Below are 16,847 nucleotides of genomic sequence, written 5' to 3' on the forward strand. Positions count from 1 at the left end.
GTACAGTATTAAACATATCCATATAGAATAGTGCGGATGTTAACACGTTTTATCGATAAGTTCATTCAGAGGGTTGCCTTTGTCATCATGCTGTGTATGGTGATGGTAGCTTGCTCCGACAGCGATGATGATGCTGTCGGCACAGAAGACGTGTCGGTAGCATTCACACTTACCGTTGCCGATGCCACGTCTACTCGTGCCGAGAACGACGGATGGGACGACTATTCGCCTGCGCAAGATGGTATACTGAACGAGAATCTGGTGAATACCGACGATATTATTATTGCCATTTACGACGATAAAGGCAATAAGGTGGACAATGTTGAGGACTTGCGAGTTACTACGGTTAGCGACCCAAGTATTACTGGGGCTACTGTTTATGCCATTACGGGTGTATGGCGAAACGCTAAGCCTAACGTGGACAAGGCTAAGCGAGTGATGGTTATTGCCAATAGCAATGTCTCGGCATGGGGCGACCCGTCGGCGCTGACCTACGACCTTAACCCAGGTACGCGCAAGTATATACCTATGTGGGGAGTGGTTAAGATTCCAGCCACATTGACGTTGGGCAAGCAAAACAAATTGCATAATATCCAGATGCTTAGGGCTATGGCTAAGGTGAGCGTAAGTCTGCGTACAGATATGACCAAATCCGGTTACGCTATAGGCAGCATGACCGTGAACAACTATAACACCAAGGGATATTGTGTGCCAAAGACATTCAACGAGGTGGATAACACTTCAGAAGTGCAATTCGCAAATTCGCTGAATGTTTTGAATAGCCATGCCGACAAAATAGCATTACCGACCACGGCTCCGCTATACCTGCCTGAGTACGACAATTCGGGAGCTAATCCTACAACAATAACCGTTAACCTCAACCGCAATGAAACACACGAGGGTACGTATACGTTGGAGTTTCGCAACTACGATACGGATGGCAAGCCTACAGGTTCTACCTATCCTATACAGCGCAACCACTACTATCAGTACTGGATTTATAAGGAGTCGGGACAGATTATTGTTACGCTGCACGTTAGGAAGTGGAACCGACGCATATATCCCGAAAACGACGGAATAATAATGTAAAAATCTGAAGTTTCGCATGTGGTTCAAGTACGGGCTGAAGGCCCAAAAGCTCTTAGCCCAGGGCATCGCCCTGGGTATAATGGCAGTCAACAATGCGCCCTGTAAGGGCAAAAGCTTTGTAAATTGCCTGGTACTTGAAAGCTTTTGCCCTTTCAGGGCGACAAACTTGCGTCCATGATTACCCAGGGCGCTGCCCTGGGCTAGGAGCTTCTGCCCTTTCAGGGCGTGTGGAGCTCATTTGCGAAACTTGAATAAAAATCATATAAGAGAAAATAAAAGCCATATGAACAAGCTTTCGATATTCATAATGTCTGTTATTGCATTGCTTGCCTTTGCAGGCTGTACAGCCGATACTGACAACAACAACGATATAGGTGGCAATGGAAAGGTGAGGGTTAGAATCAACATCTCATCGTCGGGCATATCTTCGGCATCGCGTGCCTCGGGCGACTTGTCGTGGCATGATGAGCATGTTGAGCCAGGCGAGAAGATGAAGAACTGCTTTGTGGTTATTGTGCAGAAGGGCAAAATAATCGACTTGCTCAAGAGCGAGGAATATGCTACGGAGCAAGACTATGTGGGCAGACTGGAGTCGACGCTTGACGAGGGCGAGACTACATTTTATTCGTTTGCCAATATCTCGCCAGAAGATCTTGGATTCGTTTCTACCCCAGACTACTATACCAAGTTGCATCCTAACACACCGTTTCCTACCAACTTTGACAGCAAGCTTTATGCTGTAGCGGGCAATGTGGGGGCTGCAATAGTAAAGCCTGCTGACGAAGCGGCGTGGAGAAAGGATGTATTTAAGAAGGGCATTCCGATGAGCAACAAGCAGACTATCACAATAAAGAAGACCACACAGCAGGTGGATCTTGAGGTGATAAGAATGGTGGCTAAGATGAAGCTGAAGCTGACCAACGACACTCATAACGATATTACGCTTAAGAGCATTTCGCTGAGCGATATTACAACTGACGGTACGACGGGTGCCGAAAATCTGTATCTATTGCCCGGCAAGGATAATGGCGTAGCTGTTGAACCGCATCTAAGTCCAAAGGCTACATATAATATATATAAGGTGGATCTTTGGTCGAAGGTGGACGAAAAGGAAGAGCCTTGGATAAAGATTCCTGCCAATACGGCTACTTCAAAGAAGCCTGTGGAGGTGACATTCTACCTGAATGAGTCGGTAGCAAAATCGCCAGAATATTTTATCCTGAATCTGCAGACCGACAATCTTGCAATAAATAGACGTATCACGCTTGCCAAGTGGGACGTGATGGCACGCAACGACTATTTGGAGGTGCCTATAAAGCTTAGCGACTATCAGATAACTTTCGATGTGCAGCAGTTTACTGCCATTGGCGTGCTGCCAAGCATCAGTCAGGTTGACGATAAGTTGACGGTGAAGTTTAAGAATTATGGCGAGTTTCATCTTGTGCCTCATGTTAAGGAGTATTCTACAGGAAAAGAACTTGTTGGAGGCTCAGATGCCGTGGGCAGTTGGACTGTAGCAGGATGGTCTACGATAAAACAAGACCCTGATGGCGCTGATGGTGTGAGCATCTACGACCGCTCGCCAAATTATGTGCCTAAACGATTGACTATAGATGGCGTGATGGGCAACCGTCCAGGATATGCTGTGCACGAGATACTGATACAGATCGGCGGACTGGGATACAACATCCCATATAGAGTGGAAATAATAAAAGAATAAATCTGCTTAATATATGATAAAGAGGTTAAGATATATATATGTATGCGTAATGGCGATGTTGGCATGTTGTGTCAGCACAAGCGTTCGTGCCCAGAGTGTGTTTGAGCATTATAAAGGCGTGAATGGCAGACCGCTTCTTGCCAATCCCTATGGCATAGAGATGCAGCAGGTGCATGAGTATGAATATACTTACTATGTGAAACCAGGAACGAATGTAGACTTGCTATTGCCGTTTGCAGGATATTATAGTTCAAATTATACTACACTACTATATGACGAACCTAAGGGCTACATTCGATGGTACGACTACAAGACAGATATGATGTCTAATAGGCTTGTGAGATGGAGTCCTGGTCATGGTTTTTTGCAGGATGTAAAAGATAAGGACGGTAAGAGTAGAGGTTATTTCGGTTGGAAAAATAACACGAATTCAGAAAACGCTGGACCAACTATAGCTACACACGGTGTGCAATACGTACCACCTGCAGCTGCGGCAGATTCTGACTGGGAAGGTGAAGATATAGCTTGTGATGTGAGCAAATATACTGACTTTGATCCTGTGGTAAGTGGAACAAGCCAATATTTCACTCACGAGCCAACATTGCAGATACGCTATATCTTCCATATTCGCCCGGCAAAGGCTATGGCAGAGAATATCATCAAGACAACATCTACCGACCTTCGCACCGCTGTCTCAGACTTGACGATAGAGGACAACCGTCGTATTGTGTTTGGAGCAAAGGATAAGGATGCGAAAATGTCGATACGCGTAAATTATAAGCCGAGCAATTATTTCTTCTATGCTCTAAAACCAAAAGATGGTAAAAGACATCTTTTCTCTTCGGACGAAGCGCATAGCATAAAACAAGCCGACTACGACAAGAGCACACTATATAATGCCAATAATTTTATATGGATTGCTTATGACGAGACAAAGACCAAGTATACTTTGTTGTATTCAAGTGAAGCCAAACAAATGATTGATAAAACTGACATGGAGACCTTGAATAAAAGCAAATGGTTCGACTTGGACGGAAACAAAGCTACAGCTCCAGATATAACATTCGGAAGTATAGTATATTTTGTGGCTTATGCCTATTATAACGATATATCTGTAAAAGCTCCGATAGCCAACTTTGAGGTGCTGTATCAGAACACTTATCCAAAGACGAGGCAGCAGCTGATAGATGATGGAGATAGCGAACGCATGCTTGACTATTTTGAATCGCACTATAAGCAAGCAACAAAGCCAATATCGTTTGACGACGATAACGACGAGCTTACCGTGGTGCCTCCTACAAAGGAGAACAATATGGCGCATTATGCCTCAAGATGGGACAGACGTGCATATAGCTTTGTATACCCTCAGCTGCGCGACCAAGCAAGCCCTGGTAGGTACGCTTTAATACATGGCGAATATGGATTGTTCAAGAGTGCTAACTTGGCTGGTATTTCTGACAATTCAGTAACTTCAACTGCAGGAAAGACTTTATATAGTTGGAATGCTCCTGGCAATCCTGTGCTTTATGACCGTACTTATGCTATAACTAATCACAAGCAGTATGGATACTTCCTCTATGTGGATGCATCAGACGAAAGCCGACAGATAGCTTCTATCGACTTTAAGGCTGACCTTTGCTCGGGAGCACGTCTGATATTCTCGGCAGCAGTTACTGACTTTACAGCTTCTTCTGCTCCAGTAGAACCTCAGGTGCTGTTCAAACTATATGGCATCATAAAGGATGAGAACGACAAGGTGACACATCAGCGACTGCTGACATCATTTACATCAGGCGACTTTAACTCTAACACGGAAGGCGATAGACAAGCTGGCACGTGGTTTCAGGTGTACAGCCGAATTGTGATGAGAAAGAATTCGGGAGTGGAAAACTATTCCGACTTCCGTATTGTGCTCGATAATATGTGCTCGGGTACTCATGGTGCCGACTATGCCATTGACGATATTCGACTATATATTCAGCATGCAAAGGTGGACGTGATGCAGAATCAGCCTGCTTGTCCTGATGCTACTAACGGAAGCGTGGCTAACTCTAATATTACACTCAAGATAAGCTCGCACTACGAAAATGTGCAGGCTATAACAGGTGTGGGCAAGGAGTCGAAGCTGTTTTATCGTATATGCGATATGGATGGCAATCCGTTTGCGGGCATCGACTATAATGGCGATGGAACAGCCGACGAATATGGCGTGGTGACTATACCTGCCAACTATGATGCAAGTTCAAAGGCGTTTGAGATAGACCCTGAGGGACATGTAATATTGGTGATTGCCAACAGGCACTTCGATTTGCCTTTGGGAAAGAAGTTTTATGTTTCGGTGGCTTATCCTGATGCTAATGGCAAGCCTGAGGAATGGGGTAAGCAAACTGATGCATGCTCGTCGTATAGCGAGGAATTCAGTATTGTGCAACAGAAGGTAGCCATATCCGATGCAAACGGAAGTGTGGTTACTACGGTGAGAGTGTCGTGCGACGGCAATAGTACGCCTGATGTGGATATTACAGCAAAGCTTGAGACTGCCGACAATGTGGGCGGTGGTTCTATCTTGCTTAATAACGTGAAGTTTGACTGGTTTGTGGGAACTCCTGATGGGGCAGACAATAAGTTTTCTGCTATCACAGATTTGCAGCAGGCTTTAAGAAGATTTCGCGATAAGTATCCTGATGCGACTTCTCTTAATGCTGCATTCCAAACATCTAATCCTGACGACTATGCATTGCTTAAAAAATATATCGCAGGCGTAGATGGCGAAGGAACATTGGTATTGGCGGTAAGCAATACTCTTACGGGGTATAAGTTTAGCGAGGTGGGAACCTATAAGATTGCGGCTGTTCCTATTGCAACTAAAATAACGCAAGGAACCGTGACTTACGAAATATGTCCAGCCCCTATGTACTTCACTATTCGTATTGTGAAGGATGGTCCGAAGCTTACACTTGGTTTCGACAAAGTGGCTTATCCTAATGATGACCGTGCCGTGCGCATTGGTTTGCCTCAAATAAAGGCGATGCTGAAAAAGATCGATGATGAGACCGATAATGGCATGCTGATATTACCGGTGGCTGATCTTAATAATGGAAAAGATAAAGATATTGAGATCATATTCCGTGATAAGAATGTATTTATCTCCGACACTAATGACCCTACTTTCACTACTACAAAACAGATTGTTGGTACTTTGAAAGAAACTACTCTTAAGACAGGAGACAAGGAATTGGGACTGGTGTTTGATGATAAAGTCTGGGATATTCTGCACGAAGGATATTGGTATGAATTGAACTTCTCGTATGAGCTTAATAGTAGTACGATTGCTGCATGTCCTGGCGATATGTTTATAACATTTAAGGTGGTGCCCGAATTCCTTACATGGTTTCCTTCTGTTGCAAACAAGCTTAATGCCAACTGGAACAACGACCTGAATTGGAAGAGATCTACGGCAGCTGAGCTATTCGACAAAACTTATGAAGACTATGGTGAGGCAACTTATGACAACCAGGATTATACTAAAACAAACCTAACGAGACAACAGGCTTATACGCCAATGAAATTCTCGAAGGTTGTTATACCTGAAAACAAGTTGGTATATCCAGGTCTTGGCAATATCGTATACCGTGTGGGTAACGATATCGCTACGAAGTTGACAAACTTTAAAGGCGAGGAGGCTACATCGGGTATTGCATACGACTTTGTTGTGTCATGGAACGACAATACTGCCGACCATTCGACAGACGGAAATGGAACGTTTAAATGCGAGACTTTCCATGGTAACCTCTGCGACCAGATATTCTTCAAGGCACGAGCAGAGCTGCTCAACCAACAATACCTTATATATAATAAGGCGTATGTGGAGAAAGAGGTGACTCAGAATAAATGGAATATTATTTCGACACCATTGAAGGATGTATATGCGGGCGACTTCTTTGTACCATTAACAACAGGTAGGGAAGACACAAAAACAGCTTTCCAGACTATGAACTTCGGCGAGACTTCAGATAATAGAGTATATGCTCCAGTATATCAACGCAACTGGGATAGTAATGCCACCCAGATAGTAGATGGAGTTACTAATTATGAAGCTCATGACTATAATGGCACAAATATCAGCATTGATACTATTTCAGATGTTTCGATGAATGTTGAGTCGCTATATTGGAGCCATGTATACAATAAACTCGACGAGAAATATGAGAAAGGCAAGGGCTTTGCACTAAAGGCTGGCGACCAGTATAAACAGTTGTCGGCAAAATGGCTATTCCGTTTGCCAAAGGAGGATGTGGAATATAAATACTTCAAACCAGATGGAGGGTATTCCGACCAAACGGTTACTCTCTCAAGGAGTGATCTCTATAGGCTAAATGTGCTAACATCTAATGAGCCAGGCTTGTTGGGAGAAATATCTCTGCCGCTTACAGGCAATACTCATAGCATCAATCGCTACTACATAGTGGGCAATCCGTATACTGCATCGCTTAGTATGTATCGATTCCTAAACGGAAACCCGGGCTTTGAGCGTAAGGTGTGGACTTTAGTAGATGGGGTTCTTAAGGCACATAGCGTGCCAGAGGGTACATACAACCGCAGTCAAGATTATATCATTGAGCCAATGCAAGGCTTCTTTGTGAAGGTTAAGGAGGGCGAGACGGTTAGTCAAGCTAACTTTACTTTGATGATGACTACAGACCGCTGGATATCTGGTGGTACTGCTGTACAGGAACCTGCTGCAGTATATATCAATGTAGTTAATGATGATAATCTGTGTTCTACAGCTAAGGTTGTGGTTTGCAATGATGCCGACGACGAATTTGTTGATGATGAGGATGTTGAGTTGCTTAACAACTCTGATATTGAAGATGTTCCGCAAGTGTATACTGTCGCGGGCAATCAGGCTGCTGCTTTTAACAAACTCTCAAACATCAACTTCCTGCCGTTGGGCATCATTGCTAAGGAGAATGGAAAGGTGATGAGTAATGGCGCAGCTGTTAATGTAGAAATATCAGCAAACCGCTATGTTACTGATAAGCTGTATGTGTTTGATGCCAAGATGGGAACTTTCACTCCTGCCGATGCTCCAATATCTATTATGGCTAATGAGCATGGTAGATACTACATCACCACATCGACTTACAACTTGAAGCAACATAATGATGAGGCTAATATCAAGTGTTTCTCGCCTAATAGCGGTACTATAACGGTGAGTTCACCTAATATAGCTATTGCCAATGTGCGTATATACAATGCCGAAGGCTTGCTCGTAACATCGGCTTTAGGCATTAATCAAGCATCTTGGACCAAGAATATTGGTTGTGGCTTGTTTATTGTAAAGGCTGAAACTAAGGATGGACAGAGCAAGACATTCAAGCTAAGTGTAATGTAATACACCTATGCAGAGGGGCGAAACCATAACTTCCGATAACTATATATATAATATAAGGTGTATCTTGTGAACGAATGTTAAAAGACGACTTATTTACAAATTTATTATCGGAATGTTTTGGTAGTATGAGAAAAAGTGTTACCTTTGCATCCGCTTTCGAACTTAAAGTAAGAACTAAACAAAGCGAGATACCGATAGGAAGAAGGCAAGTAAAGAAAGAGTTCTTTGAAAAGATTTACATAAGACAGATAAAGTAGTACAAGAAGCGAGAATGATGAAATACTCATTCTTGGGTAGAAGAAAAACGAACCGTCAAGTTTGTTTGGCTTTAAACTCTAATTTGGAAGCTCGTTCTGAAACAGATACAAACAAATGCAGTCTTAGCAATAAGGCAGCAGTAAAAGATATTTTACAATGTAGAGTTTGATCCTGGCTCAGGATGAACGCTAGCTACAGGCTTAACACATGCAAGTCGAGGGGCAGCATGACGATAGCTTGCTATTGTTGATGGCGACCGGCGCACGGGTNATACGTACCTTATATTATATATAGTATGCGTTCTTAGTTGTTTGTGGGTATGTTAACTTCTGTATCATCTTCTTTTTGCTAACTTTTGTTGATATTAATCAAAAAAACTATAAAATATTTTGTTGCAAAAATAATTATTTGTAACTTTGCCAGTAGTTAATAAAAACGCTAATAGTAGCGAAGATTTTTTGATTTGTTTTAGTAGATTAGTTTTTAAGTAGTTTGTTTTTGAAAATCGGATGTCGGGAGACAGCCGATTTTTTTGTGCTTTTAATCGACGTTTCTTTTTATTATTTGTAATTTTGCAGTTGCTAATAATTTCGCTTAATTTTACTTTAAATAAAACAAAAAGATGTTCAAAGATATTTCAATTAAGATATTGGTGTCGTGTATAATAATATGTGTTGGCACTTATATACTAACTAAATCGCTATCCATAACAGCTGGAGTTGCAATCCTCTTATATTGTATTGACCGTTTGTTGTCTGCTTGGGTAGAGAAGAAAGAGCGTCAGTATTTTCATAAAAACGATAATAATGATGATAATGCCTAACTGTTAGACCAAAACTTTAGAAATAATAAAAATATATATAATGGAGAAACTTGTTGAACTATATGATATGTGGCATAATTCAATGCCTGTTAATACAGTACGCTTGGCAGGTGCTGGTAGCAATCGTGCTTATTACCGTCTTTTTGATGAGGAAGGCAATAGTGTTGTTGGTGTTGTAGGAACAAGCCGAGATGAAAATCATGCTTTTATCTATCTTTCAGAGCATTTTACTAAACGTCAATTACCGGTTCCACAGATTCTTGCTGTAAGTGATGATGGTTTACGTTATTTGCAGACTGATTTGGGTGAAGTTTCACTTTTCGATGCCATTCGTGGTGGACGAGAGGCAGGTGGACGATATAATCTTGATGAGCAAGAATTATTAAAGCGCACAATACGCCAGTTGCCTAACATCCAGATACGAGGAGCACGTGAACTTGATTGGCAGAATTGTTATCCGCAACCTGAGTTTGACGAGGACAGTGTGCTTTTTGACCTTAACTATTTCAAGTATTGTTTTTTAAAACCTTCTGATCTTGACTTTAATGAACTGAAACTTGAGGCCAACTTCCGATTGTTTGCAAAAGATCTTACTTCCGAGCAATGCGATTCATTTATGTATCGTGACTTCCAAGCTCGTAATGTGATGCTTGATGCAGGTGGCAATCCCTTCTTTATCGACTATCAAGGTGGTCGTAAAGGTCCGTTCTACTATGATCTTGCTTCTTTCCTTTGGCAAGCATCGGCAAGATATTCAAACAAGTTGCGGCGTGAGCTTGTTTTGGAATATTATAATGCTTTGCAGCAATATATTGAGGTGCCGAGCGTACGACATTTTGTAGCCAGGTTGAGTCTGTTTGTTTTGTTTCGCACATTGCAAGTGCTTGGAGCATACGGCTTCCGTGGCTATTTTGAGCGCAAGAAACATTTCCTTGACTCTATTCCACCAGCAATGGACAACTTACGTGCATTGTTGAAGCTTGGTGAGGATGTATTCCCTTATCCTTATATGATGGATATGTTGCGCCGTCTAACCGACATGCCTCGTTATGCTCACATCGAAGAACCGGCAGTATCGCGTGCGGATGGTTATAAGACCACCGACAAGAATGTTTATGCAGCACATCCACAGGATGGTCCTGCCACTTTCTCTAAGTATGATGGTAAGGGACCGTTGCGTGTTCGTGTATTCAGTTTCTCTTATCGTAAAGGTATACCGGCAGATGAGTCGGGTAATGGTGGAGGGTATGTATTCGATTGTCGCTCGACACATAATCCTGGTCGTTATGAACCTTACAAAAAATTAACAGGACTCGATGAACCAGTAATACGATTCCTTGAAGATGATGGCGAGATTCTGACATTCCTTGAAAGTGTGTATAAACTTGCCGATGCCCATGTACAGCGTTACATAGACCGTGGCTTTACTGACCTAATGTTCTCGTTTGGTTGTACTGGTGGTCAGCATCGAAGCGTATATTCAGCTCAACATCTCGCAGAGCATATACATAATAAATATGGCATAGAAGTGCATGTGTGTCATCGTGAGCAAGGTATAGAGCAGACATTAGAGGCAGAAAAGTAACTATTTTGCATGTTATATTGCTTCAATATTGGGTCTTTTCATCAAATCCCGGTAAAAAGTAGATATAAGTATGCCTATTTTACCGGGATTTTCTGTAACTTTGCATTAACATTATAAATTATCCTTATGATGCAAGCAATGATTTTCGCGGCTGGACTTGGCACACGTCTCAAACCGCTAACCGACACTATGCCAAAAGCGTTGGTAAAGGTAGGTGGTGAGCCGCTCATAAAACGTGTTATCGATAAGCTATCAGCATCGGGCGTTGACCGTATTGTTGTCAACGTGCATCACTTTGCACAACAAATTACCGATTATCTAAATGATAATGCCAATTTTGGTAAGGATATACGCATATCCGACGAGACAGATGGCTTACTCGAAACTGGAGGCGGTATAAAAAAAGCCTATCCTCTGTTTGATAGTTCTTCGCCAATATTGATACACAATGTGGATATTTTGAGCAATGTTGACTTACGTAGTTTTTACCAATTGGCAGAAAAGGCAGAAGGTAAGGACCAAGCAGTTGACGCCGTATTATTGGTAAGTTGGCGTAAGACCAAGCGTTATCTTCTATTTTCGGATGATATGCGTCTAGTGGGTTGGACCAACATAGAAACTGGCGAGGTAAAGAGTCCGTATCCGAATCTCGATCCGTCAAAGTGTCGTATGTATGCCTTTGCTGGAATACACGTGATATCGCCCAAACTTGTAATGACGATGGACGAAATGCCTGATCGATTTGGTATAATCGACTTTTATCTAAAGGAATGTGCAACACATAATATATTAGGTTATGTCAAGGACGCTCTAAAGCTGATGGACATAGGCAAGCTTGACACCTTGGCCCAGGCAGAGGAGTTTTTAGCCGAACTATAGAAACCAGTGACAACCATTGTTAAGAAAAATAATAATTAACAACTAATAATAAAACAATTAAGTAATGCAACAGAAGATTATAATTCTTGATTTCGGTTCGCAGACAACGCAGCTCATCGGCCGCCGTGTTCGCGAGCTTGATACCTTCTGCGAGATTATGCCTTACAACAAGTTCCCTAAGGACGATCCCAGTGTTATCGGTGTTATCCTCAGCGGAAGCCCTTACTCGGTACATGACGAGGAAGCCTTTAAGGTTGACTTAAGTCAGTTTGTGGGGCGTATCCCGGTGCTTGGCATCTGCTATGGCGCTCAGTTTATAAGCTACGCCAATGGTGGAAAGGTAGAGGCAGCAGATTCTCGTGAGTATGGACGTGCCAACCTTGAGCATTTCGATGCAGAAAATCCTCTATTTAAGGGATTCGTTGAGAACTCGCAGGTGTGGATGAGTCATGGCGATACCATTACTGCCATTCCTGAAGACTATAAGTGCATAGCGTCAACTGCCAATGTTAAGTTCGCTGCTTATGCTTCAACCAAGCAGCCAGTATGGGCTGTGCAGTTCCATCCAGAGGTGTTCCATTCTTTGCAAGGCACACAGCTCCTTAAGAACTTTGTGGTAGACATCTGTGGAAGCCGTCAGGATTGGAGTGCTGATTCATTTGTTGAAACTACAGTAGCCGAGCTTAAGGCTCAATTGGGTGACGACAAGGTTATCCTTGGACTTTCTGGAGGTGTAGACTCAAGCGTAGCAGCTGTATTGCTGAACAAGGCTATTGGTAGCAACCTTACATGTATCTTTGTTGACCACGGAATGTTGCGCAAGAACGAGTTCCGTGATGTTATGGAGGATTACAAGTGTCTTGGTTTGAATGTTATCGGTGTAGACGCATCAGAGAAATTCTTCAATGACTTGGCTGGTGTTACCGATCCAGAGAAAAAGCGTAAGATTATTGGTCGCGACTTTGTTGAGGTATTCAATGCAGAGGCCAAGAAGCAGATTGGTGCAAAGTGGCTTGCTCAGGGTACAATCTATCCCGACCGTATTGAGTCGCTCAACATCACAGGCAAGGTAATCAAGAGCCATCACAATGTAGGTGGTCTGCCTAAGGAGATGAATCTACAGTTGTGCGAGCCATTGAAGTGGTTGTTTAAGGATGAGGTTCGTCGTGTAGGTCGTTCTATGGGAATGCCTGAGCACCTTATCACTCGTCATCCTTTCCCAGGTCCTGGCTTGGCAGTACGTATCCTTGGCGACATCACTCCAGAGAAGGTTCGCATTCTTCAGGATGCCGATGATATCTATATCCGCGGTCTGCGCGACTACAAGGTAAAGCTTAGTGGTGAGGATGCACGCCGTGTGCTTGCTGCAGGTGTACCAGCAGATATGCATGATGGCGAGATAGAAGTATCGCTTTACGACCAGATTTGGCAGGCAGGTACAGTACTTCTCTCTACCGTTCGCTCAGTAGGCGTGATGGGTGACGAGCGCACATACGAGCATCCAGTTGCTCTTCGTGCCGTTACATCTACCGATGCTATGACAGCCGACTGGGCACACTTGCCTTACGACTTCATGGCTAAGGTAAGCAACGAGATTATCAATAAGGTTAAGGGTGTCAACCGCGTATGCTACGACATCTCTTCAAAGCCACCATCAACAATTGAGTGGGAATAATCTAAAGAAAAATGAGGAACAACAGGCTTTTGCATTGATGCCTGTTGTTCCTCATTTTTTTTGTATTAAATAATAGGTACGTTATTTTCTCGCTTTTTTTGTTATGTCCTCGAAAATAAGTAACTTTGCAATCTATATATACTTATAATTAGAAATATAAAAAATAATCAAGATATGGCAATAACAGAAGAAAAACCAGTTGAAGAGAAGAAGAGCTTGAGTTTTGTAGAACAGCTCGTTGAGCAGGACCTTGCTGAGGGTAAGAACGGAGGTCGTATACAGACCCGTTTCCCGCCAGAACCAAACGGCTATCTTCACATTGGTCATGCTAAGGCTATTTGTATGGACTTTGGTGTGGCAGAGAAATATAATGGTGTGTGCAACCTTCGTTTCGACGATACCAACCCAACAAAGGAGAACAACGAGTATGTAGAGAATATCCTTAACGATATCTCATGGCTCGGATTCAAGTGGGGCAACATCTACTATGCTTCCGATTATTTCGACAAGCTGTGGGAGTTTGCCATTTGGATGATTAAGAACGGACATGCATATATCGATGAGCAGACAGCTGAGCAGATTGCCGAGCAGAAGGGAACACCTACAACTCCTGGTATTGCTTCACCTTACCGCGACCGTCCTATAGAGGAAAATCTTGAGTTGTTCAACAAGATGAACACACCTGAGGCTGTCGAGGGTAGCATGGTGTTGCGTGCAAAGCTCGATATGGCAAATCCTAACATGCACTTCCGCGATCCGATTATCTATCGTATAATCCATACACCTCACCACCGTACTGGTACAAAGTGGAACGCATATCCTATGTACGACTTTGCCCATGGACAGAGCGATTTCTTTGAAGGAGTAACCCACTCAATCTGTACACTTGAGTTTGTGCCTCACCGTCCACTTTACGACAAGTTTATCGACTTCCTTAAGGAGATGCGTGGCGAGACAGAGAACATTCACGACTTCCGTCCACGTCAGATCGAGTTCAACCGCTTGAACCTTACATATACAATGATGTCAAAGCGCAAGCTTCTTGCTCTTGTTAACGAGGGTGTTGTAGCTGGTTGGGACGATCCACGTATGCCAACTCTATCAGGTATGCGTCGTCGTGGTTATTCACCAGAGTCAATACGCAAGTTCATTGATTCTATTGGCTACACCAAGTTTGATGCACTCAACGACATGGCACTGCTTGAGGCAGCTGTACGTGATGATCTTAACAAGCGCTCATTGCGTGTATCTGCTGTACTCGATCCAGTTAAGCTCGTAATAACCAATTATCCAGAGGGACAGACCGAGGAGATGGTGGCTATCAACAATCCTGAGAACGAGGCAGACGGAACACACACAATAACATTCTCTAAGAACCTTTGGATTGAACGTGGAGACTTTATGGAGAATGCATCTAAGAAGTTCTTCCGTATGACTCCAGGCAAGGAGGTTCGCTTGAAGAATGCTTACATCGTTAAGTGTACTGGTTGCACCAAGGATGCTGATGGCAACGTTATTGAGATTCAGGCTGAGTACGATCCAATAAGCAAGAGTGGTATGGAAGGTGCCAACCGCAAGGTTAAGGGCACACTTCATTGGGTATCTGCCGACCACTGCAAGAAGGCTCAGGTACGTGTATACGACCGCCTTTTCACTGTAGAGGATCTCGGAGCAGACGAGCGTGAATTCCACGAATTGCTCAACCCAGACAGTCTTAAGACCATAGACAACTGTTATGTAGAGGAGTATGCAGCAGAGCGCAAGCCAGGCGAGTATCTGCAGTTCCAGCGCATTGGTTATTTCATGGCCGATCTCGACTCTACACCAGACAATCTTATATTCAACAAGACTGTTGGTCTGAAGGACACTTGGGCTAAAAAGAACAAGTAGTTTATATTTAATGTTTAATGTTTAATGTTTGTAGTTTAACAGGATTGTTTCCGAAACGCCAAACATTGAACATTAAACATTAAACAATTAATTAATGGACAACAAAGAAACTTATTTCAACAGCAAAGAATTTCGCAAGATACTCCAACGTTACGAACAATCTATAAAGATGGAACAACAGGAGTATTTTGAATCGGAAGAGCTGACAGACATTGCCGAGTTCTACTATAAGGAAGGTAGAGTAGGCGAGGCTATCAGCGTTCTCGACTATGCTATACGCTTGCATCCAGGTGCAGCTATGCCTCTTGTTTTTAGAGGACGTATGGCTCTGATAGACGAGAACGATGTAGAGTCTGCACGTCATTATGTAGACATGATTGTCGACCAGCTCGACCTTGACTGCCTTTATCTGCAAGCAGAGATTATGATAGCCGAGAAGGATGTTGATGGAGCCGACCGTTTCTTGCGCTCCAACTTAGAGCGTATCGATGAAGACGATGTGCCCGACTATATTCTCGACATAGCAATGCTGTTTATTGATTATGGTCAGCCGGATAAGGCGGCAGAATGGCTTGAACGTTCTGACGAGACCGATCTTATGGACTATCGTGAGGTTAAGGCACGCATAGCATTTGCCCATGGCGATTACGAGCAAAGCGAAAAGATATTCGAGAAACTTCTTGACGAGGACCCTTACTCTGGCCGTTATTGGAACTCGCTTGCCTCTACACAGTTTATGAGCAACCGTATAAACGATTCTATAACGTCGAGCGAATATTCGATTGCTATCAACCCCAACGATCAGGAGGCTTTGCTCAACAAAGCCAACGGACTCTTTTCGCTTGGCAATTATGCCGAGGCGTTGAAGTATTATTCCCGTTTCTACAAGCTTGCCCCAGAAGAAGGAGCAGCTCCGTTGTTTATGGGTAATTGCTTGCTCAATATGGGTAAGGCTTCCGAGGCGCTGCCACATTATGAAGAAGCATTAAACTTGTTGCGCAAGCGTCAGATCAGCACTTCGGAGGTGTTGCAGTGTTTGGCATTCACTTATTCGCAGCTTGGACGTCAAGACGAAGCTCTTGCAAGTATTGACGAGGCTTTGCAGTTGTCTGATGTCAACAAGGGTGAGGTGTTGGTTGTCAAGGGACACATACTCTTGGAGAACAGCCGTGTTAAGGAAGCCATCAATTGTTTTGTAGAGGCTCTGCGTACAACCTCGTTCTCGCAAGATGTATTCTTTCGTATAGCCATCTCGGTGTTTGATTGTGGCTATCCTACAATTGCCTACCGTATGTTCAAGACATACATCGAGACCAATGACGATACTGGTGGCGAAGGGCTTGCCTATCTTGCCTCATGCTGTCTGCATCTCAACAAGAGGGACGAGTATCTTGAGTATCTTAAGTTGGCATGTGATAAAAATCCGTTAGAGGCTCGCAAGATTCTTGGCGACGAGTTTCCACAAGGTATGGAGCCGAAAGACTATTATAGTTACGCCATAAGTCGCCAATCTATTTAAAACAATAACAAATT

8 protein-coding genes are annotated in these 16,847 nt (G+C 43.3%); all 8 read left to right on the forward strand.

Going from position 1 to position 16,847, the window contains the following annotated elements; all coding sequences use genetic code 11:
- The first annotated feature begins 36 nt into the window (after positions 1-36).
- The 8 genes from C9991_RS13000 to C9991_RS13035 all read left to right on the forward strand — a co-directional run bounded on the left by C9991_RS13000 (position 37) and on the right by C9991_RS13035 (position 16,833).
- Positions 37-1,089, forward strand: coding sequence for a hypothetical protein (locus C9991_RS13000; RefSeq protein ID WP_157949476.1), 1,053 nt, complete (start codon positions 37-39; stop codon positions 1,087-1,089).
- Positions 1,090-1,372: 283 nt separating this feature from the next.
- Positions 1,373-2,809 (forward strand): cupredoxin domain-containing protein, encoded by a 1,437-nt coding sequence (locus C9991_RS13005; RefSeq protein ID WP_106812956.1) that lies wholly within the window; start codon positions 1,373-1,375, stop codon positions 2,807-2,809.
- A gap of 13 nt (positions 2,810-2,822) precedes the next feature.
- On the forward strand, positions 2,823-8,204 hold the full coding sequence (locus tag C9991_RS13010) for a hypothetical protein (protein WP_157949477.1): 5,382 nt from the start codon (positions 2,823-2,825) through the stop codon (positions 8,202-8,204).
- A gap of 1,121 nt (positions 8,205-9,325) precedes the next feature.
- Positions 9,326-10,870: a RapZ C-terminal domain-containing protein gene (locus tag C9991_RS13015; RefSeq protein WP_106812958.1), complete on the forward strand. Its 1,545-nt coding sequence runs from the start codon at positions 9,326-9,328 to the stop codon at positions 10,868-10,870.
- 126 nt (positions 10,871-10,996) lie between these two features.
- Positions 10,997-11,749, forward strand: coding sequence for a nucleotidyltransferase family protein (locus C9991_RS13020; protein WP_106812959.1), 753 nt, complete (start codon positions 10,997-10,999; stop codon positions 11,747-11,749).
- 64 nt (positions 11,750-11,813) lie between these two features.
- Positions 11,814-13,424, forward strand: a complete 1,611-nt coding sequence (guaA, locus tag C9991_RS13025) for a glutamine-hydrolyzing GMP synthase (RefSeq protein ID WP_106812960.1) — start codon at positions 11,814-11,816, stop codon at positions 13,422-13,424.
- Between the two features lie 174 nt (positions 13,425-13,598).
- On the forward strand, positions 13,599-15,314 hold the full coding sequence (locus C9991_RS13030; RefSeq protein WP_106812961.1) for a glutamine--tRNA ligase/YqeY domain fusion protein: 1,716 nt from the start codon (positions 13,599-13,601) through the stop codon (positions 15,312-15,314).
- 94 nt (positions 15,315-15,408) lie between these two features.
- Positions 15,409-16,833 (forward strand): tetratricopeptide repeat protein, encoded by a 1,425-nt coding sequence (locus C9991_RS13035; protein WP_106812962.1) that lies wholly within the window; start codon positions 15,409-15,411, stop codon positions 16,831-16,833.
- Positions 16,834-16,847 lie beyond the last annotated feature (14 nt).

This window comes from Prevotella merdae, assembly GCF_900290275.1.
In the GTDB taxonomy this organism is placed as follows: domain Bacteria; phylum Bacteroidota; class Bacteroidia; order Bacteroidales; family Bacteroidaceae; genus Prevotella; species Prevotella merdae.

Excerpts from the sequence above, each read along its gene's own strand:
- C9991_RS13000 (WP_157949476.1), top strand. The coding sequence starts at position 37 with ATGTTAACACGTTTTATCGATAAGTTCATTCAGAGGGTTGCCTTTGTC.
- C9991_RS13020 (WP_106812959.1), top strand. The coding sequence starts at position 10,997 with ATGATGCAAGCAATGATTTTCGCGGCTGGACTTGGCACACGTCTCAAA.
- guaA (WP_106812960.1), top strand. The coding sequence starts at position 11,814 with ATGCAACAGAAGATTATAATTCTTGATTTCGGTTCGCAGACAACGCAG.
- C9991_RS13030 (WP_106812961.1), top strand. The coding sequence starts at position 13,599 with ATGGCAATAACAGAAGAAAAACCAGTTGAAGAGAAGAAGAGCTTGAGT.
- C9991_RS13010 (WP_157949477.1), top strand. The coding sequence starts at position 2,823 with ATGATAAAGAGGTTAAGATATATATATGTATGCGTAATGGCGATGTTG.
- C9991_RS13035 (WP_106812962.1), top strand. The coding sequence starts at position 15,409 with ATGGACAACAAAGAAACTTATTTCAACAGCAAAGAATTTCGCAAGATA.
- C9991_RS13015 (WP_106812958.1), top strand. The coding sequence starts at position 9,326 with ATGGAGAAACTTGTTGAACTATATGATATGTGGCATAATTCAATGCCT.
- C9991_RS13005 (WP_106812956.1), top strand. The coding sequence starts at position 1,373 with ATGAACAAGCTTTCGATATTCATAATGTCTGTTATTGCATTGCTTGCC.